The following is a 25662-nucleotide window of genomic DNA, read 5'->3' as shown; positions in this document are numbered from 1 at the left end:
CCGTCACCCACTACGGGGTCTTCAAGCAGTGCAACGAGGCAAACGCGCGGGTGTATTTCCTCGACCATGGCATTTCCAGCATCGGCCTGCGGCCATGGACCGTGTACGGGCCGGGCCGGGACTTCGGACTGACCTCCGACCCCACGAAGGCGGTCAAGGCCGCCCTGTTGAACCGTCCGTACGTGATCGGGTACGGCGGGCGGAACAACATGCAGTACGTGAACGATACGGCGCGAACCTTCATCCGATGCGCCGAGGCCGCAGCCGACGGCGCCGGGGCCTACAGCATCCGCGGCGACGTCGTGACCATCGACGAGGTCATCGCGTCCATCGAGCGTGTCATTCCGGGTTCGGAAGGACTCATCTCCCACCTGGACCTGAACCTGCCCATCGCGCCCGACCTCGATGACCGCGCCATCCAGGAGGACGTGGGTGAGATCCCCTACACGCCGCTGGACGAGGGGATCAGGGAGACCTGGGACGTATTCCGCCGCCATCACGAGGCCGGCACGCTGAGCACGGACGACCTGTAGGGACAACCGTCGTATTGCGGCTTCGAAGACCCGACGGACCGTATCTCTATCGATCGGACCTGTACATCAAGTTGTGGGCGGTGACCGAATGACACTGGATCAGCAGATTCTGGCCATGCAGATGGACGGCTGGTGCGTCCTAAAGAACGTCATCCCCGAAGACAGGCTGGACGAGGTACGCGACCGGGTCATCGCCTCCACCAACCGCCACCGGAATCCCGACGCACCCGCGAATATCGGCCACGTGAGTGGTTTCCTCAAGTACGACCAGTCGCTGGCGCCCTGGCTCGCGGACCGGCGGCTACTCGACCTGGCCGGCGCGCTGCTCGGACGCCATTTCCGCATCTCCTTCACCACGGCCACGATCAACGAGCCCGGAAACGACCGCGGGGGCTGGCACGCGGACTGGCCCTTCAACCAGCGGAACGCGGGACATGTGCCCGCTCCGTACCCTGACGCGGTCATGCACCTCACGACCATCTGGATGCTCTCCTCCTTCACCGGCGAAAACGGGGGCACGCTCATCGTACCGGGCAGCCACCGCATGAACAACAATCCCACCGGCAACAACGGGGTGTCTCCCGACGAACCCCATCCGAACGAGCTGAACGTAACCGGCGAGGCGGGAAGCGTCCTCGTCATGGACAGCCGGCTCTGGCATTCGACGGCCGCCAACAACTCGCCGGATCCCCGCGTGGCCGTCGTGGTACGCTATGCGCCCTGGTGGCTGAACCTGAACGTGCTGAGGCCCGGTTCAGAAGACCGCCGGATCCTGGTGGACGAGACCGGCGGAACGGAAAACCTGGTCCCCACCCTCCCCAAGAACGTCTTCGACGACCTGCCCGGTGAGCTGAAACCCCTCGTATCTCACTGGGTGGAGTAGGACCTGCCGTTGCACACTGTAGAATTAGACTTTCCCTTGCTCGCAGTGACGTGCCAGTGGTGTGCTCGAGCGGCAACGCAACTTTTTCTTCATCGCCGGAGTCTTAAAACGCAGAACCGAAAGCTCGATGATCATTAACCATACCACACCAGGAATCGGGTCCCATGAATACGTTTTGGAAACTGGCGGTCGCTTGCGTGGGCATAGCGGTCAATCTGAACTCCGTCGCGCAGAACACACAGGAAACCGAGATGACGCGAACTAACCAGGGATTCGTGGAGAGCATCACGGCGAACTACACAGTCGATCCCGGCGGCGAGCTGAATATCGATGCCGACTTCGGATCTGTTCGGATCGAGACCGCGACCACCAACAGTGTGGAGATCCTCGTAGAAAAGCAACGGAAGGACGGCACCGAAGACGAGGCCCGCCGCGCCTTCGAAGATGTGGAGGTAACCACGGAACAACGGGGCAACGACGTACACATCCGCGTCGACCACTCGCGATGGCTGGGACGCAGTGGCATGTCCATCAAGATGACGGTCCAGGTGCCTTATACCTACAATCTGGACATCGAGACGGCAGGAGGCAGCATCGAAATCGCGGACCTGGACGGCGAGATCGGGGCGAAGACGGCAGGCGGAAGCATCCGGATCGGCGCCACGCAGGGGGACGTGAACGCCCGGACCCTGGGTGGAAGCATCCGCATCGGTCCGACCGAAGGGGGCGTGGCCGCAAAGACCCTGGGCGGCAGTATAGATATAGGTGACGCGAAGGGTGACGTGTCTGCCCAGACGATGGGTGGAAGCATCCGCGTCGGACGTACCGAAGGTGACCTGACCGCCTACACCATGGGCGGAAACATCACCGTGGAATCCGCTACGGGCAAAGTGTCGGCCAAGACCCTGGGCGGCAAAGTCAGGGTCGGTTCAACGTAACAAGCCGCTGGCGATGGCAACACCGCCTGTTTTGACAATTGGGAGGAATGATGCGTCTATTACTAAACCTGGTCGGTGTCGGTCTGCTCGTTGCCTCGGCATACGCATGCAGCGCACAGGAGGTCACGTTTATGCGCGAAGGTTTGGGTCACGTGGAAAGAACCCACCAGAAATTCGGAGTGGATGGGGCCGGTACGTTGACCGTAGATACCGACTTCGGCTCGGTACGGGTCGAAAGCTGGTCCAACGACGAAGTGGACGTCGAGGTGGAAAAACGGCGGACGGGTATCAGCGAAGACAGCGCCCGGGACGCCTTCGATGAAGTGTCGGTGGATTTATCCCAACAGGAGAACAACGTAGGCATCCGGATAGAGCGCGATCGGCGTTTCGGGTCCAACGACGTATCGGTGGATATACGGGTCAGGGTGCCGGAAACGTACAGTCTGGACCTCAAGACCTCGGGCGGCGACATCGATGTCGGAGACCTGCGGGGCGACGTGCTTGCCCGCACCTCGGGCGGCGATATCAACGTGGGCAACGTGACGGACGCGGTGATCCGGGTACACACGTCTGGAGGCGATGTAAACGTCAAGGGGGGCGCAAGGGAGACGAAAGTGTCCACTTCCGGCGGCGATATCGAGATCCTGGACGCCCGCGGCGCGGTGGATGCGACCACCTCGGGTGGTGACGTCACGATCGGCGATGCGGCCGGCGAAGTGTCGGCTAAGACCTCGGGCGGCGACATCAAGATCGGCCGTACGGACGGCGAAGTGACGGTGAGGACTTCCGGAGGTGATATCGAAATCGATCAAGCCGGCGGAAACACGGAGGCGACGACATCGGGCGGCGACATCAGGATAGGCCATACCACGGGAGAAGTGAAGGCGAAGACCTCGGGAGGAGATATCACGATCGAGCGTGCCGATGGCGAGGTGGATGTGCATACCTCGGGTGGCGACGTCATCATCGACAGCGCCGAAGGAAGACTGAAGGCGGGCACCTCGGGCGGTGACATTACGATCGGCGATTCGACGGGCGGGGGCGTGACGGCGAAGACCTCGGGAGGAGATATCGAAGCCGGTTTGACGGCGACGGTAAGCGCGTTGGAGGAAGACTGGCTGCTGCAATCGTCCGGTGGAGAGCTGTCCATCCGCATTCCAGAGGACCTGCGAGCCTCGCTCGAAGCGGAGATCCAGATCGGGAGTTCCTGGTTCGGACGTGACAAGGAATATCGTATCGATTCGGATTTCGATCTGGACGAGCGGGACGATGGCGGCCGTAACGGTAAGACGATAAGGGCCACCGGCGATATCAATGGCGGGGGCCACCTCATCAGGCTGAAGACTAGCGATGGCGATATAAGGATTCGGAAGGTGTCGTCCTGATCCCCTGCCGGGTGCGGGCCTGACCTTGCGGATCAGCCCGTCCATCAGGCCGCGCCCGGCGGCTGTGCCATCAACCCGCGCCCGGCGACCGTGCCATTAGCCCGCGCCCAGGTACCCCGCGAGTTGCTCGGGCATGATGTTTCCGCCGCTGAGCAACGCCACGACCTTCTTACCATCCAGCTTAACGATGCCGTTCAGGAGCGCGGCGACGCCGACCGCGCCTCCCGGCTCGACCACGAGTTTCATCGCCCCGATCAGGTACTTCACCGCGTCGATCGCCTGTTCATCCGATACCAGGACCATCTCGTCCACGTAGGCCATTACGTGCTCGAAGGTGAGGTCCCCGGGGCGGGGCGCCACCAGCGAATCGCATATCGTGTCCGGTTCCGGCACCTCGCAGATCTGATTCTTCAGAAAAGACCGATAAACCGCCTGCGACCCTTCGGGTTGCACCCCGATTACCTTCACCGAGGGGTTCAGCGTCTTCACGGCCGTGGCGATACCGCCGATCAAGCCCCCGCTGCTCACGGGGACGATCACGGCGTCCAGGTCCGGCTCCTGTTCCATGATTTCGGCGCCGATGCTGCCGTGGCCCCGAACGACGTTCTCGTCTTCCCACGTATTTATCGCGGTGATGCCCCGTTCCCTGCCCAGCCGGTCCAGCGTGTCCCATCTCGCCTGGTTGTGGTTTTCGCACAGCACCGCTTCGGCGCCGTAGTCCTTCGTGCGCTGCACCTTGTAGGGCGAGGTCTTTTCCATCATGACAATCGCCGTTGGGATCCCCAGCAGCGTGCCCATGTAGGCGAACGCCGTCGCGAAATTACCGGAAGATGAGATCGCGGCCCCTTTCTTCTTCTGGTCCGAGGAAAGGCGGTTCAGGATGGTATAGGCCGCGCGCGTCTTGTAGGACCCCGTCACCTGCAGGTTCTCCGCCTTCAGCCAGACGTCCGCGCCGGTCTGATCGGAAATCGTACCTGAATGCAGGACGGGCGTATATACGACCTCCGGCGGAAGTTCCTTTCTCGCCTGTTCGATTTCTTCCAGGTTGATCAGCATCGCTGTACCATTCCGATCACCGATTTCATGTATGATGTGGCGCACGCTCGATGTGGCGCACGCTCGATGTGGCGCACGCACGATGTGGCGCAATGGCAAAGCCCGGTACCGAACGGTCGCCCGGGCGTGGTTAGATGATGGCATCAGCGTGACAAAAGTGCAAGGGCAAACTGGCGCGGCCGGTACGACAAACGTGGCAGCCTTTGGTATTACCTATCTTCCCGTTGCAAGCAACCGTGGGCACGCGCATATTCCGGTATGGGGTTACTTCCGGCTATGGATGGAGGCACTATCGATGAACCGCATCATTTCACTTCTGCCCAGTAGTACCGAGATCATCTGCGCCTTGGACTGCGCCGAGCGCCTCGTTGGTCGTTCTCACGAATGCGACTATCCTCCCGATGTCGCCAGGCTGCCCATCTGTACCTCCCCGAAATTCGATCCGGACGGCACCTCGTACCAGATCGACCAGCGGGTCAAAGCCATCCTGCAGGAAGCAACCTCGGTATATCGGTTAGACGCCGATCAGCTCGATGGGCTGGCTCCGGATCTGCTGGTGACGCAATCACATTGCGAAGTCTGCGCCGTCAGTCTCCGGGATGTCCAGGAAGCGGCCTTCCAACTGGTACGTTCCAGGCCGAAGATCCTGTCATTGCAACCAAATACGCTGGACGAAGTGTGGCACGACATAGAAAGGGTGGGTTCCGCACTGGGTAAGGAGGACGAAAGTGGCGTTCTGGTAGAACAACTGAACGAACGGTTGCGCACCATAGCCGACCGCGCCCAGAGAACGGAAGACACCCCGCGAGTGGCCTGTATTGAGTGGTTCGAACCACTGATGGCCGCGGGAAACTGGATTCCAGAACTGGTGGAAATCGCCGGTGGCCATAACCTCTACACATCGAACGGGGAACATTCACCGTACCTGGCGTGGGAAGACATAATCGAAACCCAGCCGGACATCATCATCCTGATGCCCTGCGGTTTCGATATGCACCGTTCGCGAATCGAGATGCCTTCGCTCACGCGTCAATCGGCATGGCGTAGCCTGCGTGCCGTACAGGAGGGGCAGGTTTTCATTACCGACGGCAACCAGTTCTTTAACCGTCCCGGACCGCGCCTGGTAGAATCGGCGGAGATTCTGGCTGAGATTATCCATCCTGGAGTCTTCGGCTCGATATACGAGCACACCGGGTGGGAACGATGGAGGGTGTCATAGCAAACCGGATGCCGAACTGGACAATTCGGAAGTGGGCCGCTATATTCCGCCCGCCGTGATATCTGGCGTATCACTTGAAGGAGCGACGGATGTAAGTTGTAGAATATAAGACTGTGCCCATCGTAAGTGACGAGACTGCTGCGTGTAACCTGTTGTCCGATGCTGGAGGAATTAATGTCATCATCCCCACCCGTCCGCAAAACCGGCGGCACTTGTTTCATATTGGCCTGTCTGCTGTTCCTCCCAGGCATCACGGGGGCGCAATCGCCCCAGGATCAGACCGAGACCGAAACGGACATGACAGAATCCGTAGTGGCGATGACAGGGGAAATCGAAAGGACGTCGGATCCCCGACCGTTCAGCGTTCCCCTTCCCGTATCCAAGTCGCCCTTCGACTATCGGAGCCTGGATCCCGCGGACTATATGCTGGAGGCCAGGCGGGTTAATTCTGCCATCCAGGTGGACGGCCATCTGGACGAAGCCGAATGGCAGCAGGCGGACGTCGCCAATGATTTCTTCCAGCTCGAGCCGGTCGAGGGCGCACCGGCCACTTATCCCACCGAAGTCCGGGTAATGTACGACGACAAGAACCTGTACGTGGGGTTCGTCTGCTTCGATCCGAATCCGGAACAGATCATGGCGCCGGACATGCAACGGGACACGCGGATGAGTTTCTCCAATGACATGGTCACGGTCGTCATCGCATCGCTTGATCACTACCGCGAAGCCTTCGAGTTCCAGACCAATCCCAACGGCGCCCGGTCCGACTCCTTCGTCAGTGCCGAGGGCAATAACACCGACCGTGACTGGAACGGGCTGTGGAACGCGGCCAGCCAGGTCTATGATTACGGATGGTCGGCCGAGTACGTGATCCCGTTCCACACCCTCCGGTTTCCGGATCGCAGCGATCAGACGTGGGGCATAAACTTCGGACGCCGCATTCAGCGCACCAGGGAGGAATCGTTCTGGGTTCCACTGAGCCTGAGGGACGGTGACCAGGCGCTGTACCGCTTCGGCAAGGGCGGCCGGCTGACGACCCTGTCCGACATCACGCCGGGTGGGCGGGTGCAGGTGACACCCTTCACCGTACTCGGCGGCCAGTCCTCCCGGTTCACGGAAACCGCTCCGTCGCCCGTCCAGCCCATCGCGGCGACGGCCCTCGACAACGCCATGCAGCGGAAACTGGGCGGCGACCTGAAGGTCAGCGTTACTTCCGGGATGACGCTGAACGCCACGGTCAACCCCGATTTCGCCCAGGTGGAAGCGGACGATGAGGTCGTGAACCTTTCCCGCTTCGAATTCCAGTTTACCGAGAAGCGGCCCTTCTTCCTTGAACGCAGCGATATCTTCACCCTGAACGAACGGCCGCAGCGCCGCGGACCTCAGCGCAACTTCGGCGACCTGACGCCCCAGCTCTTCTTCAGCCGGCGTGTCGGCCGGCAGTTGCCGGACGGGCAAACCGTTCCCATCGATCTCGGGATGCGCCTCACAGGGAAGCTCGGTCGCACGACCGTAGGGTTTCTGAATGTCCAGACCCGGGAGACCCAGTACGACGACGACGGCGAAGAGAAGACGGAACCGCTGACCAACTGGCAGGCCTTGCGCGTGCGGCAGGACTTTGGATCACGGTCCAGCGTGGGTATGCTGGCCACCTTCAAGGAACCGAATCCCCGGTTCGACGACCGTGTCGGAATGGCCCTGCCCCGGTACGCGGAATCTGACTACAACAGGGTGTTGGGGTTCGACCTCAACCTGGCCTCACAGGCGACCAATCACCGGGGACAGATCACCTTCGCCAAGAGCTGGACGGATACGGTAAGCACCAGCAACCAGGACTGGACCTTTCGGGTTATCGAACGGTGGCAGAATCGTTGGCTGATGTACGGTGTTTCCTATCTGGATATCGGGGAGAACTTCATCAGCCAGACCGGGCTGGTCCGGGACGAAGGCCTGCAAAGGGTCGGGGGTGGGCTTACGGCCAACACCTTTCTGCGCCGGTTCGGCATTCGTCGCATCAGCGGCGGTTTTCGGAGCAATTACGTGACCCGGAAGGACACGGACTTCTCCGATGCCGATTCCTGGTCCTTCTCGCCTAACGTGTTCCTGGAACTGGAGCGGGGTCTGTGGATTTCCGCCTCGTACGACATGCGGTTCGATACGCTGAGCAAAACGACGCGCATCGCCGGTGTGCATTTCCCCGAGGGATCCTATTCCTACAACCAGGGGAACATGTTCCTCTTCACCGACAGCGGTCGGAAGGTCTCCTTGCGGGGCAATTTCCGGTACGGTCGATTCTACGGTGCCGATCTGCTCAGTCTTTCGAGCGAACTGTCCCTAAAGCCGAATCCCCGTTTCGCGCTGGAACCGGGCATCACGCGCAGCCAGGTCGACCGCGGCAACCGTAAAGGACTTGAGGAAGACGAATACGATCATCGTACCCAGCTTATACCGAGCGTCCGGATGAGTTACGCATTCACGCCGAACCTTTCGTTCTCCTCCTTCATCCAGATCAACGCGGACCGGCAACGGGAGACCGACGACTTCCACACGAATACGGTCACGATGAACCTTCTCCTCGCCTACCGGTCGCCCTTCGGCCACTCGTTCTTCCTGGCCTTCAACCAGTTCCGTGACGACGACCTCGATACCGATGGAAGCTTCGGGGTCTACGATCGGACGCCGCTGAGGCTGAGGGACCAGCAGATCGTGGCCAAGGTCTCCTACCTGTTCAACCTGTAGGCTGGCTCCATCCGTGCGGATACCGGCAAATACCCCTAAGCAACTAACAGTCAGGTTCAGGGAACTATATCCTTGCCGTTTATGACCTGCCTACTTATTAATGAAAACAACCAGGAATGAACGGTATATGATGAGTTTACATAGACAAATTACTGTGGCTTTCGCGCTTTCGATCTGCGTGCTCCTCGCCGCGCACGGCGAAGCGGCGGCACAGGATCGGAGGGATTCCGGCTGGTACGTCTCAGGCGGACTCGGTGGTAATTTCGTCTACGGCCTGGACCAGTCAGGTTCGAACACGGAATCCACGTGTTATCCCACCAGCGCCTGTTTCGATTTGGTTTTGCGGGACATTCCCGGCTACCGATGGCGTTACGATCCTTCGGCTGACCGGGGTATCGGTTTCGATCTTGCCGTCGGACGAGTGTTCGACCGTACCCGTCTCGAGGTATCATTCGCGCATCGGAAAAACAAGGTCGACCAGGGCCCGCCGCTTGAAATAACGTACCTCGACGGTAGCTCAGCGGGTGCCAGTTCTTTCCTCGGTCTGGGGTTGGTCCAGGCTACCAGCACCAATTTCTTTGAAGACCTCGTGACGAGAACGGTGACCCTGAACGCGTACTACGATCTTCCCTTCGGGCCGAGCAGGATCACGCCCTACGTGGGGGTGGGCACCGGCATTGCGTTCGTAGAACTGACCCGGATCTTCTTTTCGATCGAATACAGCGACCCCTCCGGAGAGGGTACGATCTACGATCCGCCGCTGTCCTTCTACAACAGCAAGCAGGATACCCGGTTATCCGATACGGTATTCGCGGGGCATGTGTACGTGGGCGCCGACTACAGCTTGAACGACCGTGCCGCAATCGGCCTTAAAGCGGCCTACTCCAGGGTGGACGACGTCGAACATATCGGGACGTACGAGTACCATCCCCATTTCGACACGGATCCTTCGCTCACAAACAAAAACACGTTCAGCGCCACAAACCACTGGTCCGTGACACTGAACGTGCGCTTCCTGTTTGGAAATTGACGCGGGACGGTACGTACTACCCGGGGCGGATTTCTACCCTGCCCCGTCCGGCAGCCAACCCGTCCGGCAGCCAACCCTACCCTATCCAGTAGAATCGACGAAGACCTGGTGCGCGCTGCGGTCCTTGCCGCCGTCCTGGGTGTGTTGGTATGACCGGTGCTCGGATGGCTTGCCGAGCGACGTAAGGGCCAGCATTTTCTCCGCAGTCTTCGTGGCCACGTAAGGCCGCCGGATGTCCGTCGGGTTCGCCTGGATGTGCTGCTTCCACGCGCCCAGATCCGTTTTGGCCTGGATCAGTCCCTTGACCATCCCCATGTCGTTCAACATGGCCACGTCGTCCGCGGGACCCAGGATAATCGCCCCGGTGATCGTGGAGCCATTCCAGATCAGCTTGCGGTAGACCGGACGGTTGGCGTTGATGACCTCGGTGACGTCGCCGTCGCCGGACCAGTCGCCGAAACTGGCGCACTGCAGGCCGCACACGTCCAGGATGTTGATCAGCAGGCTGCCGGGATACTCCACGTCCTGGCCGGCCATGTTCGCGCCCGCGATCCGGCCGTGATCGACGGCGGTGGGCTGAATGGCGTGTACCGCCTGGCCACCGGTGGACAGGTCCGGTCCCTCGGCCACGTCACCCGCCGCATACACGTTGGCCACGTTGGTCTGGCACCGGTTGTTGACCACGACGCCCTGGTTGGTCTCGATACCCGATCCATCGAGAAAGCCGATGTTGGCCTTGATCCCCGTGGCGACGATGACCACGTCCGCGCGGGTGGACGACCCGTCCGAAAGCTGCAGGGTCTTCACGCCGTCGTGCCCGTGATCGATGGCCTGCACGCTCACGCCGGTATGGACTTCGACGCCCTGGGACTCGAGCCAGGAGCCCACCAGGGAAGCGCCCTGGGCGTCCAGCATGCGGGGCAGTACCTGGTCTTCCAGTTCGATCACCTTCAGGCGGGCGCCGCGCTTGTGCATCGCGTTGAGGATGATGAATCCGATGAACCCGGCCCCGATGAAGGCCACCTCGGCATCGCTTCCCAGGGCGCCCACGGTCTTTTCCGCGTCGGCCACGGTCCAGAGATTATGGACGCCGTCGCCGTCCGCGCCGGGTATGTTCAGCTGCTGGGCGGACGATCCCGTGGCGATCAGCAGGTTGTCGAAGGGCACCATGGATCCGTCGCTGAGCGTGAGCATGCTCGCATGAGGATTCACCTCGGAGACGCTGACGCCGAAGCGGGTCTTCACCCCCAGCCTGCCGAAATAGTCGTCATCTCCGGTATTCACCTGCTCGACCGGGATGTTTCCCGAAATGTAGTAGGGCAGGGCCATGCGGGAATAGGCCGGCTCGTCGGAGATCAGGGTGATGGACGCGTCCGCATCGTAACCGCGGATCGTTTCGATGGCATTCATCCCGCCCGGTCCGCCGCCTATAATCACGTGTTCTGTCGCCATAATCCGCTCCTTCTAAAGAAAGTACCGAAAAACGAAAGTACAGGTCATCTGTGGTTACGCGAGGCCCAGCTCCATCAGTTTTTCCCTGGTGGGCCGTCCGTCCGCCGTCCAGCCCCGGGCCTCGTAGTAGTCCGGCAGCATGGCGTCGAGATCGACGGTCACTCCCGCCGACGGCCCTTCCTTGTGGGCTTCTTCCATCAGTCTTTTCGGCAGCGTGTCATCGGCCGAGGTGAGACCGGCCTTCAGGTTCCACAGCCGTTCGATGTTCCAGATCCGTTCGCCGATGTGCACGAAGTCGTCCATGGTGTAGTCCACGCCGGTGGCCGCGGACAGCACGGGAATCAAGTCGTCCAGGGGCGCGCCTGCCGTGGTGAACATGCAGATGCCCGTGGCGTCGTGGGCCGTGGTCCGGTTCTGCTCCTCGGCCACCCAGACCGACTTCCCGTCGGTGCCGTGGGGATCGTACTCTCCGCTGGTCTCGATGCCGGGCGTCCAGGCCCTCAGGTGACAGGCGCCGCGGTTGCAGGTGGCATAGGCCACGCCCATGCCCTGGAACCCACGGGGATCGTAGGCAGGGAACTCCTGTCCCTTGACGCCCATGAAGTACTCCGGATGCTCGAACTTCTCGGTCATCCGTTTCGAACCCTCGGCCAGTTCGTCGCCGAAGCCTTCCCGGAATCCCGTGGCTTCCGTCATGGCGATCAGGGCCTTGCCGTCGCCGAACCGTAGCGCTATGCCCGTCTGCTCATCGCTCAACAGGCCCCGTTCGTACATCTCCATGGCCGTGGCCAGCGTGGCACCCATGGAGATGGGGTCCATGCCCAGGTCGTTGCACAGGTAGTTGGCCATGACGATGGCGTCCATGTCGTCCACGCCGCAGTCGGCCCCCAGCGACCAGAGGTTCTCGTACTCCGGCCCCTCCTCGGCGACCTTCCAGTTGCGGGGATGCATGTTGACCATGTACTTGTCGGCGTTGGGGGACACCTGGGTCACGCGGCCGCAGGCGATATTGCAGGCGAAGCAGGCCTTGTTGGCGACCAGCCAGTTATCCTTGATGCTTTCCCCGTTGATCGCCTCGGTGCCTTCAAACTGGCCGGCCGTGAAATTGCGCGTCGGCAGGCCGCCGAAGGTGTTGACCAGGTCGACCGTGGGGGCCGTGCCCAGTTCCGTGAGGCCCTGCCGGCCGGGACTCTCCGCCAGGTGTTCGTGGTAGGACCAGATGGCGGACATGTAATCCCTGGGCCGGGCGATCCGCACGCCCTGGTTGCCCCGTACGGCGATCGCCTTGAGGTTCTTGGAACCCATGACGGCGCCCACGCCGGACCGGCCGGCCGCCCGGTGCTTGTCGTTGACGATGCACGCGAACCGCACCAGGTTCTCGCCCGCCGGTCCGATGCCGGCCACCCGCAGTTCGGGCATGCCGGTCTCGTCGCGGATGGCGTCCTCGGTCTCCGAGACCACTTTGCCCCACACGCCGGCGGCGTCGCGGATCTCGACGCGGTCATCGTCGACGAGGAGGTAGCAGGGACGGTCCGCCCGGCCTTCCACGATCACCAGGTCGTAGCCGGCGAACTTGAGCTCCGGGCCCCAGTGGCCACCCGAATTGGACGTCGTGATGGCGCCGGTGAGCGGTCCCTTGGTGACCACCATGTAGCGGGAACCGCAGGAGGCGTTGGTGCCCGTGAGCGGCCCGGTGGCCATGATCAGCTTGTTGTCGGGACCGAGGGCGTCGACCGAGGGGTCCATCTCCTCGTAGAGGTACCGGGCGGCCAGTCCGCGGCCGCCGATGTATTCCTCGGCCCAGTCCAGTCTCAGGGGCTCTTTGGTCGCCTTGCCCCGCGACAGGTCCACCCGCAGGATATGGCCGGCCCACCCGTGTGTCATGAAGAAACTCCATTCCTCGGCTCAGGCCGGGTGATACGGGGTCGCGCCCCGGGCACGTGACCCGGGAGCACGCCCTGTGGATCACCCTGGCTCAAAAGCCGGATCGGGCGCTACGCCAGTCCCAGCGACGCCAGTTTCTCCTGAGTGGGTTCGCCTTCCGCGTTCCAGCCGCGGATTTCGTAGTATTCCGGCAGCATCTCGCCGAGGCGGTTCACTTCGCCCTTGGTCGGTCCATCGGGGATCGGTTCTTCGAGCAGCCGCTTCGGCAGCGTATCGTCCTTGCCCGTGAAGCCCGCCCGCTGGTTCCACATGCGCTCGATGTTCCAGACGCGCTCCCCGACTTCCAGCAGATCGGGCACCGTGTAGGAGATGCCGGTCACCGCCTCGAGCTGGGGCTGTATCTCATCCAGGCCCACGCCGAAGGTGAGGAACAGGCAGAGGCCCGACGCGTCCACGGTGCAGGTGGCGTCCTGGAAGATCTTGGTGATCTCCGCCTTGCCTTCCGTCACGGCCGGGTCCATCTTTTCCGGGATCCCCAGGATCTCGGGGGCGACCGTGTAGCTCTTCAGGTGGCAGGCGCCCCGGTTCGAGGTCGCGTAACCCAGGCCCATGCCCTGGATCGCCCGGGCGTCGTAGGCCGGGAATTCCTGGCCGCGCACGCCCATGAAGAACTCGGGCCGGTTGAACTTGGCGGTCATGCGCTTGGAGCCCTCGGCCAGTTCATCGCCGAAGCCTTCGCGGTAGGCCGCCTTTTCCGTCATGGCGACGAGCGCGTCACCGCTCCCGAAGTTCAGCGGCATGCCGGTCTGCTCATCGCTCACGGCGCCGGTTTCGTACAGCTCCATGGCCGCGGCGAGCGTCGCCCCGAAGGAAATCGGGTCCATGCCCAGTTCGTTGCACATGGCGTTCGCCTTGATGAGGGCGTCCAGGTCGTTGATGCCGCAGTCGGCGCCCATGGCCCAGGCGTTCTCGTACTCCGGTCCCTCCACCGCGATCTTCCAGTTGTGGGGCCGGGTGGTCACGGTGAACTTGTCCTGCGCCTCGCCCGGTAGCTGGGACACTCTGCCGCAGGCGATCGTACAGCCGAAGCAGGCCTTGTTGGCCACCAGTCGCGTATCGGCCAGGGTCTCCCCGCTGATGTTGTCCGCGCCTTCGAGCTGCGAGACCTGGTGGTTGTTCGTCGGCAGTGCGCCGCTCTCGTTGATGATGTTGACCAGCACCGCGGTGCCGTATGCGGCCAGACCCTCACCCGTTACCGGATGCTCGACCAGCTTGCTCTTCATCTCCCACATGGCCGACATGAACTTCTGCGGGTCGGCGATGGGCACGCCCCCGGTACCGCGTACGGCAATGGCTTTGAGGTTCTTCGAACCCATGACCGCGCCGACGCCGGATCGTCCGGCGGCCCGGTGCCGGTCATTGACTATGGCGGCGAAACGCACGAGGTTCTCGCCCGCCGGACCAATACAGGTAACGACCGTATCGTGCTGCCCCGACTCCTCCCGGACGATATCATCCGTCTCCCATACCGTCTTGCCCCACAGGTGCTCGGCGGAGCAGATCCGGACATCGTCGTCGCAGATGGAGATGTAGGACGGAACCGGCGCCCGGCCTTCCACGATCAGCATGTCGTACCCGGCGAACTTCAGTTCCGGTCCCCAGTGGCCGCCCGAGTTGGACGTGGTGATGGCGTTGGTCAGCGCCCCCTTGGTGACCACCATGTAGCGTGAACTCGTGGAGGCGTTCGTGCCGGTCATGGGACCGGTCGCGAAAATCATCTTGTTGTCCGGGCCCAGCGCGTCCGCCGCCGGGTCCATTTCTTCATAGAGGTACCTGGCCGCGAGGCCGCGCCCGCCCACGAAGGACTTGGCCCAGTCCATGTTGAGGGGCTCTTTGGAGATCCGACCGGTGGTCAGATCGATGCGCAGGATCGTGCCTGTCCATCCGCCGTTGCTCATGCCGCGTTCCCTCCCTCGATGGATGTCAGGTAGGACTCGTTTACCTTCTCGGCCCATCCGCCCAGCCAGTCGGCCGACTCGCTCTCGGTGTATTCGATGGCGCCTGTCGGGCAGGCGACCGCGCAGGCCGGATTGCCGTCGCACAGATCGCACTTGAAGGCCTTCTGCGTGTCGGGATTGTAGAACACCGTGCCGAAGGGACAGGCGATGGTGCACAACCCGCAACCTACGCAGTTGGCATCGCCCACGACCTTGGCGCCGGTATCCGCGTCGATGCTGATGGCGTTCACGGGGCAAGCCGTCATGCACCAGGCTTCGTCGCACTGGAAACACGTGTACGGCGCGTAACTGGCCTGCTCATCGAAAATGTTCACGCGGATCAGCGACCGGGATGGTTGAAACATGCCGGTCTGCACCCAGGAACATGCCAGTTCGCACTGCATGCACCCGGTGCATTTTTCAGGGATTATGCGTAGAGATTTAGCCATACCGACTCCCTTCTGTAACGATGAGCTGGGTTTGGAGGCGTTTCTTTCTGTAGACTTGAACAACGGTAAAAACAGCGTATATGACAGGCCACTTACGTCCGGTTTCAAGGGCCGTCATCGCGAAGGACAACGATGTATTACGTAAGGTAATTACCTAATACTGCTTGGGGTTATTTATCAGTATAACAACTTAAAACAGAATGGCAACAGTTAAATCTGCGGTTCTGCGGGAAAGGGTCACGACGGATCGGGCTTTGGTACGGATGATAGGGCCTGGCCGCGACCGACCGGGCCTGGCCACGGCTGACCGGGCCTGGCCGGCTTGCCTGTGCATCGACCCGGCCTGTTTGCTTAAGCTCCGGGCAATCGGTAGGTCACGCTCTTTCCCACCGCTTCGTCGATCGTCTCGGGTGAGATCAGCACCGTCGTGGATACTTCGAGCGCTCCCGCCGCGGCCACGTTGAGGGCAATCGCGGTCGCGGTCGCTTCATCGGGGATTTCGGCGATCAGTATGAGATCGTCGTCTCCCATGGCGTAATAGAATCCTTCCAGGCTGCCGCCCATCCCTTCGATCGTCTGCGAAAGGGCCGCGCGCCGGCCAGTACCACCCTCCCTGATCAGTCCCTGCAGGCCCGCTTGCGTGTACTTGGTTCGGTACATGTACTTCGCCATGTCACTTCCTCCCACGGAAGTTGTCGTATGGTCCGTGCCACACCTCCCCGCAGCACGGACTCCGGATGGTGCTAAAGACCGATTGTACCTGTTAACAAGGCATGATCGTGCGGTGACTGTCAAGGCTATTTTTCGTATCCGCGGGCCGGTTGAAACCCCCGGTTTTCGCTGGTGACCCACTTGGACGAGCACCGTGTGCGGCACGCTTGCGGCTTCGATGCATTCTTTCCTATATTAAGCATACCAGATCGACGGATACCCGATCGACAACGGTTTCCGCTTTGCCCGGGTGTCAACACCGGGATATACGACTTAATAATCAGGCCAGCCGCCATGACCGCAACAACTACCCGCCGGACCGGGGAGATGCACGATGCCAATCGCCGATCCTGGGACAACAACGCCGGGTCCTGGGCCGAAATGCGGGACCGGGACGGTCTGTGGCGCCTCTGCCCGGAGGAACCCGAACTGGGATTTTCGGGCGGTGCGTACGAGTTGATCGGATCCCTTGCCGGAAGCATGGAAGGAAAGGAAGTCGCCGTCGTCGGCAGCGGGGACAATTACGCCGTTTTCGCCCTCTCTGGCATGAAGGCAAATGTCACTTCCATCGACATCTCCGAGCGCCAGTTGGAGATCGCTTCCGCACGGGCGGATCAGCTGGGTCTGGCGATCGACTTCGTACGGGCGGACGCGACGGATCTCCACGCGATGGCGGACCGTTCGTTCGACCTGGTCTGCTCGACCAACGGGTTCTTCGTCTGGATCGCGGATCTCCGCGCGGTTTACGGGGAGGTCTTTCGCATATTGAAACCGGGCGGGTACTACGTCTTCTACGATGTGCATCCTTTCCAGCGGCCGTGGGCGGATCGGACCCTGTCCATCGAAATCGAAAAGCCTTACTGGCAAACCGGACCTGTTCGGGACGAGAAAGAGGGAACGTTCGAATTCAACTGGACGATGGCCGACCTGCTGAACCCGGGTGCCGATGCCGGCCTGGTCCTCCGGCGTATCCTGGAACGTCCCGCGGAGGATTCGAATACCTGGGAGGGGGCCTCCTATCGTCCGGGCAAAGACAAGCAGCTGGTGGACTGGAAGGTGAATCCCCGTGCGGCCCTGCCGTTCTGGCTTTCGGCGGCCTGGCAAAGGCCTGGATTCTAGAGACTAAGTCTTAAACGACAACCGGAACCATGACTGCCATTTTCCATACCAACGCAGGCTCACCTGTCCTTGCTGGTGACATGTTGATTTCAGTGCCAGGACCGACTAGCACAACTGACCTTAGGTTACCTTCACATCCAAATGGAGTGAGTATTCCAATAGGTCACAAACCAGAATTCATTCCTATTCTGATGCGGCGCAAGATATTCAGAGTGAACAACAGCTTGGCTGTTGGCGCCTCTGGCTCGGCATTGCATATCCAGTACTTTATTGAAGACTTATTTGAGACATTCAAGAATAAATCAGAGTTTGAAAGTACCGAAATTATGGGGTTTTTAGATAACTATTCAATAAGTCAACGTGGAAAAGAAGTGGCTCAGAATGTCGGTGCGATAATACTTGTTGAAGCAACCGATTGGCGTGGCACTCTCGTCTTAACGTATTCTAGTTATAAAAACTTATCCAGTCGTCGCTATGGAAACGTAGTTACTATTGGAACTGGGTCAGAGACCATTGTCGAACAGATCGCTCAATTTGATACTAACTACAAATACGGTATCTCTCAGCCGAAGGATCACACGGAGAGATTATCTGAGTTTGAAACTCTCTCACGTAACCTGTTCTTACTTGCCCATCTATACTGGAGGGAGTTTGTAACTCCAAGTAAGGTGTTCGATGCGTGGGGTGGCGCTTACGACATGATTTATCAGGATTCTAAAAGAGTGTTTCGATACCTCAACGATTACACCATCGTGCTACGTAAATTCGATGCATGTGATGCTCAGAAAGGGATACAGTTATTGAATGTTTTAAAATACGAACGACGCCCCGAACTGTCGTTCATTACAATGCTAAACAACGGTATGCTTGACTTCTACGGAGCTAAGGACATCACTTCCAATGATGATTCCTTGATGATCGCTGTAAATGAAGACGACTTCTCAATGAACTCAAAGCTTCACATATCAATAATCGCAGTTTGTAAAGCGAATCAGTATCTAGCTCCAATTGTACAGATAGACGGTACGGATGGACAGGAAAAGACAATGCAAACGGTTATTACGCGTTTTGATGACGATGGCAGTCTCTGCGTTGGATTTCATGTTGAGCATGACAAGTGGATTGAAGAACAGGTTATGTCCTACTACGAGAAGAACAAGAATAGACTCTAACTGGCACTATCGTGATGAACCCTTAACGAAAGTGTTCGTGTAATGTGACACAAATTGATTCGTTTATGTACAACAAGCAATTGGACTAAGAGACGACTCACATTTCAATGTTTGAATTATGAACCGTATTCTTTAAAGCATTACAGCAGTTTACTTCGTACCAGTATCTCGGATTTGGATTTTGATCAGATGGGTAGAAACCTTGAAGTTCTTTATGACCTCCATATTGGCCGAAGGATTCACGTCACCGGGAACAGTTGTTCCGGGAAATCCACCCTGGCGAGCCAACTGGCGTCCGCGCTCAACGTCCCCGTCGTCGAACTGGACGCGCTCAACTGGCAGATCGGATGGGTCGGCCTGGCGGATACGGACCCAGGGGAACTGGACCGGCGTCTCGCCGAAGCGACGGTCGGAGAAAGTTGGGTCGTCTCCGGCTCCTACATGGCTTACTCCCAGCGGGTCTTCTGGCCGCGAGTGGAGACGGTCGTCTGGCTGGACCTGCCCGTGCACCGGCTGCTCTGGCGCGTGCTGGCCCGGTCGTGGAAGCGCTGGCGATCGAAAGAGCTGCTCTGGGGCACCAATTACGAGCGGTTCTGGCCCCAGCTGAAGGTGTGGAATCGGGAGGACTCGCTGATCTGGTGGATCGTTACGCAGCAAGGCAGGAAGCGCCGGCGCATGGAGGCCTGCACGCAGGATCCCGCATGGCGGCACATCTCCTTTATCAGACTAGAGTCCAATGCAGAAATCGAAGCGTTTTTGCGCGCCGTGAATGGTTTGCGCCCGTAGCCCAACCGGTCCGCTATTTTAGGCTGATTCAAAATCAGATCTTGATTTAGCATGAAATCTGTGTATTTTCTAACACATGATTAAACGAGACCTCGCTACGGAACTAAAACGTGCGGCGCGCCAGTTCCCGTCGATTACGCTTACCGGACCTCGTCAGAGCGGCAAGACCACACTGTGCCGGACACTGTTTCCCGGGCACGCCTACGTAACCCTCGAAGCGACGGACGTACGCTCTCTCGCAAGGGATGATCCCCGGGGGTTTCTGAGCCGATTCACCGAAGGCGCCATCATCGACGAGGTGCAGCGCGTCCCCGACCTGCTGTCCTATTTGCAGGGCGTGATCGACGAAGAACCGGTGCCCGGCCGCTGGATCCTCACGGGATCGCAAAACCTCTCTTTACTCGAATCGGTAAGCCAGTCGCTTGCAGGGAGAACGGCTGTACATCATTTGCTTCCTTTGAGCCGCGGTGAGGTCGAACGTTTTGACCGTTTTCCCGTCACGCTCGAAGAGTCGCTGCTCGCCGGGACATACCCGCGTATATTCGATCGTGGACTGCAACCCGAGGACTGGTTCAGGTCCTATGTCGCCACGTACCTCGAGCGTGACGTGCGCTCCATCAACAACGTCGGCGACCTGACGACGTTTCAAAGATTCGTGGAACTGTGTGCGGGAAGATCGGCGCAACTGGTCAACTACTCCTCACTGGCCAGCGACTGCGGCGTATCACAGCCAACGGCCAAATCCTGGCTCACCATACTCGAGACCAGTTTTCTCGTCTTCCGCTTGCCGGCGTTTCACGCGAATATACGCAAGCGTCTTGTGAAAATGCCGAAGCTGCACTTCTACGACACGGGGCTCGTCTGTTGGCTGCTGGGTATTCGTACACCTGGACAACTGAGGAACCATCCTCTGCGCGGCGCAATCTTCGAAACATGGGTTGCATCGGAAATCATGAAACACAGGATAAACCGCGGCGACCTCCACAGGCTCAGTTTTTACCGCGACCGCAACGGTGTTGAAGTCGATCTCATCATCGAACATCCGACTCATCGAACACTCGTCGAGGTAAAGTCGGCCGAAACGGTATCATCGAATCTGTTCGCCGGACTGCAAAGGGTCCAGAAGCATCTTGCCGAATCAGCTCATCCCGATACCGCAGTCGTAGTTTATGGCGGCGACCAACTTCAACATCTTTCCTCGGGATGGCTGATACCCTGGAGCGGACTTCACAAGGCGGATTTCTGGAAAGAGGAGCTATAAATGCGCCGGGGTGGGCTATTGGGGTCGAAACCGGCTGTCTCTTGCATCGTGCGCCTCGCGGTCTGCGCCGTATGCGTGGTCTGCGCAGTCTACGCGGCGTTTATACCTATGGCCCCTCTTTCCGTACCCACCATCGCCGCGCAGGAAGAAACAGAGGATAACACCGTGTTCTGGTTGACCACACTGAATATGATCCGTGCGAAGTTCCCAGGGGTCCCGCAGCTTTCCACCGACAACTTGCAGACCTGGTTGGATGAATCCGGGAAGGCTCCGTCGGGGCAGTCTCGGTCTGGACAGGCACCGTCGGAGCGTCCGCTGCTCCTGGATGTGCGGGAGAAGGAAGAATACGAGGTCAGCCACTTAAAGGACGCTGTTCTTGCCACGTCCGAGAAGGAGGCGCTTGAAGCGCTTGAAGACATTCCGTCGGACCGACCCGTCGTGCTCTACTGTTCCGTGGGCTACCGGTCATCGGAGATGGCCGGTAGCCTGCAGAAGAAGGGATACCAGAAAGTCTACAACCTGGAAGGATCGATCTTCGCTTGGGCCAACGAGGGGAAGCCCGTCTACCGCGGGGGTGAGCGCGTGCGCGTCGTCCATCCATACGACCGGGTCTGGGGCAAGCTGCTCAAAAAGGTACTTAGGGCCTGGTAAGCTACAGCAACGAATCCTGTCTGCGAGGGCCGCGTAAGTATCGAGTTGCCACGACGTACCTTAAAAAGAATGAGTTAATCTGACGCGCTTTGCTTGGAAAGGGACAACCTGATGCGTCTGTCATGGAACGAGGTCCGAACGCGCGCCAAGGCCTTCGCCGACGAATGGCGCGACGCCGCCTACGAGAAGGGTGAGACGCAGTCGTTTTATAACGAATTCTTCCAGATCTTCGGCGTGCGACGACGCAGCGTTGCGCGCTACGAAGAGCACGTGAAGAAGTTGAACAACAGTCAAGGCTTCATCGACCTGTTCTGGCCGGGCGTACTGATCGTCGAACAGAAGAGCGCCGGGCGTGACCTCGATAGTGCCTATGAGCAGGCAGGTGCCTATTTTGACTCCCTACCCGAGCACGAAAAACCCCGCTACATCCTGGTCAGCGACTTTCAGCACTTCACGCTTCGAGATCTCGACGAACAGGAGACCGTCTCCTTCGAACTCGGTGAACTTCACAAGCGCGTAGAGGCCTTCGGCTTCATCATGGGCGTGCAGCGCAAGACTTTCCGGGATCAGGACCCGGTCAACATTAGGGCGGCCGAACTGGTTGGAAAGTTGCACGATGCGCTCGATTCAGTCGGATACAAAGGGCAGGATCTCGAACGGTTTCTCGTTCGGATCGTCTTCTGCCTCTTCGCCGACGACACCGGGATCTTCGAAACGCGCGATCAGTTCAGTGATTTTGTCGAGACGCGGACGAGTGAGGACGGCTCCGACCTGGGCGCACTCATGACCGAACTGTTCCAAGTGCTCGACACGCTGGAGAGCGAACGCATTTCGACGCGGGACGAAGACCTCTTGCGGTTCCCCTTCGTCAACGGCAGGCTCTTCGAAGGGACACTGCGCATACCCGCCTTCGACACCGCCATGCGTGGCTTGGTGCTGGAAGCGTGCAAATTCAACTGGTCGGACATCTCGCCAGCGATATTCGGGGCCTTGTTCCAGTCTGTTATGGATCCGGACGAGCGCAGAGCCCAGGGGGCGCACTACACCACCGAGAAGAACATCCTAAAAGTAATCGAACCGCTGTTTATGGACGACCTGCGGGCGGAGTTCGTGCGGTTGAAGGCCCGCAGGGACAGCAGACGGGTCCACGAACTCCGACGGTTCCAGCGCAGCCTGAGTAACTTAAGGTTCTTCGACCCGGCCTGCGGGTGCGGGAACTTTCTGATTATCGCATATAGGGAACTACGCCTGCTCGAAATCGAAGTAATGCGGGAGATCCGGGCGTCCACTGGCGACACCGGACAAGAAGCGCTGGACGTGGAATGGCTTTCGGTGGTGAACGTGGACCAGTTCTACGGCATCGAGCTGGGGGAGTTCTCCGCCCGCATCGCTGAGACGGCGCTGTGGATGATGGACCACATCATGAACAACCGGCTGAGCCTCGAGTTCGGCCGGACCTATACGCGCATCCCCTTGAGCACGTCGCCCCATATCGTCAAGGGGGACGCGCTCGAGACCGACTGGTCTGCCCTGCTACCACCGGAGGAGTGCGCATTCGTCTTCGGCAACCCACCCTTCGTGGGGGCGAAGTTCCAATCAACCGAAAAGCGCGAGCAGGTAAGACGGATCGCTTCGCTCGGCAAATCCGGCGGCACCCTCGACTACGTAACCGCTTGGTTCATCAAGGCCGGGGAATACGTTCAGGCAGGCAAGGCCCGCATCGGCTTCGTTTCGACCAACTCGATCACACAGGGCGAGCAGGTGGCGCAGCTCTGGCCGATCCTATTCGAACGCGGCAAACTGGAGATTGCTTTCGCGCACCGCACCTTCGCGTGGGGATCCGACGCGCGAGGCAAGGCCCACGTCCACGTCGTGATCATCGGTCTCGACCGACGGGAAGCCTTACGGTCCGAAAAGCGACTTTTCAGCTACCCGGACATCAACGGCGACCCCGAGGAGACGCAGCACGGAATGCTTTCGCCTTACCTCTTCGACGCAGGAGGATTGGTGAACCCGCATCTGATGGTACGGGAGGAGAGCAGGCCAGTCAACGGGATGCCGCAACTGATTGTCGGTTCGCAACCCATTGATAACGGTAACTACATTTTTGGTGATGACGAACGCAAAAAGTTCCTCGAGGCGGAACCGAATGCGGTGGGATTCCTTCATCCCTTTGTTGGCGCGCGAGAGCATCTTCATGGCGTTCAACGTTGGATATTGGCATTACAACAAGCATCACCCATGACATTGAGGGGACTACCCCTTGTGCGAGAACGAATGACATCTGTTCGCGAATTTCGGTCAGAGAGTAAGAGGAAGAGTACGTTGGCTATCGCTGGTTTTCCAACACGATACAACTTAGAAGTGATTCCAACATCACCGTTTCTTGTCATCCCCAGGGTAAGTTCAGAGCGCCGCGAGTTTTTACCAATAGGTTGGATGAAACCACCAACGATCCCGAGCGATGCGGTTTTAGTGCTTGAAAACGCTTCTCTGTCCGAATTCGCACTGCTAACCTCTTCTATGCACATGGCCTGGCTTCGTCACGTAGGTGGCCGGCTCAAGAGTGATTATCGCTATTCCATCGGCCTCGTATACAACACTTTTCCCATGCCTGATGAAGGAACGGATTTACAAAACCTGAACCCGTTGGCGCAAGCCGTGCTCGACGCCCGCACCGCCCATCTGGACGCAACCCTGGCTGACCTGTACGATCCGGACCTGATGCCGTCCGATCTGCGCAAGGCACATCAAGCTCTCGATCGCGCCGTGGACAGGCTTTACCGTCCAAGGAGATTTGCCTCTGAACGGGAGCGGGTTGAGCATCTGTTTGTGCTGTATGAGAGGATGTGTTCGCCGCTTGATTTGAAGAACCGCTGATCGGACGTAAGATACATCTGATTCCAAACGCCAATTTTAACCATCTCGAATTTCGGGACTACTACATTCGTTGTAAACCGCGACTAATACAATCAGGGGTTGTTTCAGGATATAACGCAATATGGAGTGTAGAACACATGAAACCGGGGAACATCAGTGACAGTTTGATATGCTATTTGAAAACGGAGACGGCAAAACTTTTAAAGGATAACACATATGGACGCATTCCTTGCTATCACAGATGCCCGGATAAAGACTACTTGCCTTACATACATATGAAACTTTGGACAACATTGGAATTAAGAGACAAAGATGCTATTAGCATAGTTTCGTTGTATGACGAGTATAAAGAGATGGAAAATTCAAGACTGAAGTGGGTATACTTCAACTACATTGTGATACTCCTTAATAGTATGATGGACCCTCCGAAAATGTCTGGTAAAAACCCCATTACCAAAGAACGCATTACCCGACATCCCCTTACGTTGAAACAGATTCCTTTGGTTTTAGAAAAAGAATCGTTTGGAAAAGAAAAAACCAAAAGAGTCGAAGATAAAATCAACGAGATAGAAACCGCGTGGAATCCTTACAAGAAATGGCGCAATGAAAAGGTGGTTCATACAGATCTTTCTTCAACAATACTACAAGACAAAATCAACCTTTATACTACATTCTTTGGTTCATATTCGTGGATGGGCGAAAAAGAACCTGGAGACACAAGGGCCTTAGGATACAAGCAACATTACAAGGAATTAGATAACCACTTGGATATACTGAAACAGGAGAATGGAACAGGGATATTTGACCACGACATAAAACGCATTGAAAACCATAAGAAATGGATGGTTGAGAACGTCTATGATCCTGTTTCCGATAAGCATCAGGAACTTTACGACATCGGTGATACCTATGACGAAATAAACAAAACAATATCAGAGGTAATAGACCTGATTTCTGATTTGTTGAATGACGTTGGGAAGTTGTGCAAAGAACGTTACGGAAAAGTCTTTACACCAGCCTAAAATGAAGGCTACCGATGCGTAAGAAACGGCCACACCGTGAACCATGTGTAAACGGTCCATTGGCCAGTTGATCAGAGGTTTCCTATCTCTTAATCCAGTTTCTTCCGCCCCACCAGGAGCAGGTTCGCCGGCAGTTTCTCCAACGGCGCATCGCGCTCCCAGTCCTGACGCCCGTCTCCGTATTCCTTCATGGCCGTGAGTTCGCATCCGACATCCAGCATGGCGCGGACCATGTCCGATACCGTCCAGTGGAATTCGTAACTCGGAAGCGATCCCTGATAACCTGAAAGATCCTCGGACCGGTCGTAGGTAAGGGGACCATGGTCGAAGTAGTGGTATTCCTGCGTCATCGGACCAGCCGAATGTTTCCAGATCCGGCGGAAGGGATGGTACTCGTTGACCATGAAGAGGCCGCCGGGTTTGAGTATCCGAATGGCTTCTCCGTAGTAACGATTCAGGTCGGACACCCACACGGCGACGTGGCCGCCCGTATAC

Annotated in this window: 21 protein-coding genes; 14 read left to right on the top strand and 7 right to left on the bottom strand. The window is 58.7% G+C overall.

What is annotated here, in order from left to right; translation table 11 throughout:
- From OXH56_06605 to OXH56_06590, 4 genes are all read left to right on the top strand, one after another.
- Nucleotides 1-533: NAD(P)-dependent oxidoreductase (locus OXH56_06605; GenBank protein MCY3554979.1), on the top strand; the 533-nt coding region annotated here is incomplete at its 5' end.
- 88 nt (nucleotides 534-621) lie between these two features.
- Nucleotides 622-1416 carry a phytanoyl-CoA dioxygenase family protein gene (locus tag OXH56_06600; GenBank protein ID MCY3554978.1) on the top strand — a complete coding sequence of 265 codons (795 nt, stop codon included), beginning with the start codon at nucleotides 622-624 and terminating at the stop codon, nucleotides 1414-1416.
- 164 nt (nucleotides 1417-1580) lie between these two features.
- Nucleotides 1581-2354 carry a hypothetical protein gene (locus OXH56_06595; GenBank protein ID MCY3554977.1) on the top strand — a complete coding sequence of 258 codons (774 nt, stop codon included), beginning with the start codon at nucleotides 1581-1583 and terminating at the stop codon, nucleotides 2352-2354.
- A gap of 131 nt (nucleotides 2355-2485) precedes the next feature.
- Nucleotides 2486-3739: a DUF4097 family beta strand repeat-containing protein gene (locus tag OXH56_06590; GenBank protein ID MCY3554976.1), complete on the top strand. Its 1254-nt coding sequence runs from the start codon at nucleotides 2486-2488 to the stop codon at nucleotides 3737-3739.
- A gap of 96 nt (nucleotides 3740-3835) precedes the next feature.
- Here OXH56_06590 and OXH56_06585 read toward each other — a convergent pair whose 3' ends face one another.
- Nucleotides 3836-4795 (bottom strand): threonine/serine dehydratase, encoded by a 960-nt coding sequence (locus tag OXH56_06585; GenBank protein MCY3554975.1) that lies wholly within the window; start codon nucleotides 4793-4795, stop codon nucleotides 3836-3838.
- A 280-nt stretch (nucleotides 4796-5075) separates the two neighbouring features.
- Here OXH56_06585 and OXH56_06580 point away from each other — a divergent pair, with 280 nt between their 5' ends.
- From OXH56_06580 to OXH56_06570, 3 genes are all read left to right on the top strand, one after another.
- The gene (locus OXH56_06580; protein MCY3554974.1) at nucleotides 5076-6014 is read left to right on the top strand and encodes a cobalamin-binding protein; all 939 of its coding nucleotides are present in this window, start codon (nucleotides 5076-5078) and stop codon (nucleotides 6012-6014) included.
- 297 nt (nucleotides 6015-6311) lie between these two features.
- On the top strand, nucleotides 6312-8753 hold the full coding sequence (locus OXH56_06575) for a DUF5916 domain-containing protein (GenBank protein ID MCY3554973.1): 2442 nt from the start codon (nucleotides 6312-6314) through the stop codon (nucleotides 8751-8753).
- 127 nt (nucleotides 8754-8880) lie between these two features.
- Nucleotides 8881-9783, top strand: a complete 903-nt coding sequence (locus OXH56_06570) for an outer membrane beta-barrel protein (GenBank protein MCY3554972.1) — start codon at nucleotides 8881-8883, stop codon at nucleotides 9781-9783.
- An 81-nt stretch (nucleotides 9784-9864) separates the two neighbouring features.
- Here OXH56_06570 and OXH56_06565 read toward each other — a convergent pair whose 3' ends face one another.
- The 5 genes from OXH56_06565 to OXH56_06545 all read right to left on the bottom strand — a co-directional run bounded on the left by OXH56_06565 (nucleotide 9865) and on the right by OXH56_06545 (nucleotide 16237).
- Nucleotides 9865-11235 carry an FAD-dependent oxidoreductase gene (locus tag OXH56_06565; protein ID MCY3554971.1) on the bottom strand — a complete coding sequence of 457 codons (1371 nt, stop codon included), beginning with the start codon at nucleotides 11233-11235 and terminating at the stop codon, nucleotides 9865-9867.
- 54 nt (nucleotides 11236-11289) lie between these two features.
- The gene (locus OXH56_06560; GenBank protein MCY3554970.1) at nucleotides 11290-13119 is read right to left on the bottom strand and encodes an aldehyde ferredoxin oxidoreductase family protein; all 1830 of its coding nucleotides are present in this window, start codon (nucleotides 13117-13119) and stop codon (nucleotides 11290-11292) included.
- 110 nt (nucleotides 13120-13229) lie between these two features.
- The gene (locus OXH56_06555; protein MCY3554969.1) at nucleotides 13230-15077 is read right to left on the bottom strand and encodes an aldehyde ferredoxin oxidoreductase family protein; all 1848 of its coding nucleotides are present in this window, start codon (nucleotides 15075-15077) and stop codon (nucleotides 13230-13232) included.
- The gene (locus OXH56_06550; GenBank protein ID MCY3554968.1) at nucleotides 15074-15565 is read right to left on the bottom strand and encodes a 4Fe-4S dicluster domain-containing protein; all 492 of its coding nucleotides are present in this window, start codon (nucleotides 15563-15565) and stop codon (nucleotides 15074-15076) included. The genes OXH56_06555 and OXH56_06550 overlap by 4 nt, the downstream gene beginning before the upstream one ends.
- 351 nt (nucleotides 15566-15916) lie before the next feature.
- On the bottom strand, nucleotides 15917-16237 hold the full coding sequence (locus OXH56_06545) for a GYD domain-containing protein (protein MCY3554967.1): 321 nt from the start codon (nucleotides 16235-16237) through the stop codon (nucleotides 15917-15919).
- Nucleotides 16238-16570: 333 nt separating this feature from the next.
- Between OXH56_06545 and OXH56_06540 the strand changes: the two genes are divergently transcribed.
- The 7 genes from OXH56_06540 (at nucleotide 16571) to OXH56_06510 (ending at nucleotide 25167) form a co-directional block, all read left to right on the top strand.
- Nucleotides 16571-17395 (top strand): class I SAM-dependent methyltransferase, encoded by an 825-nt coding sequence (locus OXH56_06540; GenBank protein ID MCY3554966.1) that lies wholly within the window; start codon nucleotides 16571-16573, stop codon nucleotides 17393-17395.
- A 29-nt stretch (nucleotides 17396-17424) separates the two neighbouring features.
- Nucleotides 17425-18567 carry a hypothetical protein gene (locus OXH56_06535; protein ID MCY3554965.1) on the top strand — a complete coding sequence of 381 codons (1143 nt, stop codon included), beginning with the start codon at nucleotides 17425-17427 and terminating at the stop codon, nucleotides 18565-18567.
- Between the two features lie 189 nt (nucleotides 18568-18756).
- The gene (locus tag OXH56_06530) at nucleotides 18757-19353 is read left to right on the top strand and encodes an adenylate kinase (GenBank protein ID MCY3554964.1); all 597 of its coding nucleotides are present in this window, start codon (nucleotides 18757-18759) and stop codon (nucleotides 19351-19353) included.
- 76 nt (nucleotides 19354-19429) lie between these two features.
- Nucleotides 19430-20614 (top strand): ATP-binding protein, encoded by a 1185-nt coding sequence (locus tag OXH56_06525; GenBank protein MCY3554963.1) that lies wholly within the window; start codon nucleotides 19430-19432, stop codon nucleotides 20612-20614.
- A gap of 108 nt (nucleotides 20615-20722) precedes the next feature.
- Nucleotides 20723-21265 (top strand): rhodanese-like domain-containing protein, encoded by a 543-nt coding sequence (locus OXH56_06520; GenBank protein MCY3554962.1) that lies wholly within the window; start codon nucleotides 20723-20725, stop codon nucleotides 21263-21265.
- A 111-nt stretch (nucleotides 21266-21376) separates the two neighbouring features.
- Nucleotides 21377-24145: a class I SAM-dependent DNA methyltransferase gene (locus tag OXH56_06515; GenBank protein MCY3554961.1), complete on the top strand. Its 2769-nt coding sequence runs from the start codon at nucleotides 21377-21379 to the stop codon at nucleotides 24143-24145.
- Between the two features lie 137 nt (nucleotides 24146-24282).
- A complete protein-coding gene (locus OXH56_06510; protein MCY3554960.1) occupies nucleotides 24283-25167 on the top strand; it encodes a hypothetical protein in 885 nt (294 codons plus the stop codon).
- Nucleotides 25168-25256: 89 nt separating this feature from the next.
- Here OXH56_06510 and OXH56_06505 read toward each other — a convergent pair.
- On the bottom strand, nucleotides 25257-25662 hold a 406-nt coding region (locus tag OXH56_06505), incomplete at its 5' end, for a hypothetical protein (protein ID MCY3554959.1).

The sequence above is a fragment of the Gemmatimonadota bacterium genome, assembly GCA_026702745.1.
Taxonomy (GTDB): domain Bacteria; phylum JAAXHH01; class JAAXHH01; order JAAXHH01; family JAAXHH01; genus JAAXHH01.
Note: the sequence above shows the minus strand (reverse complement) of the source record. Positions and strands in the feature narration are given on the sequence as shown.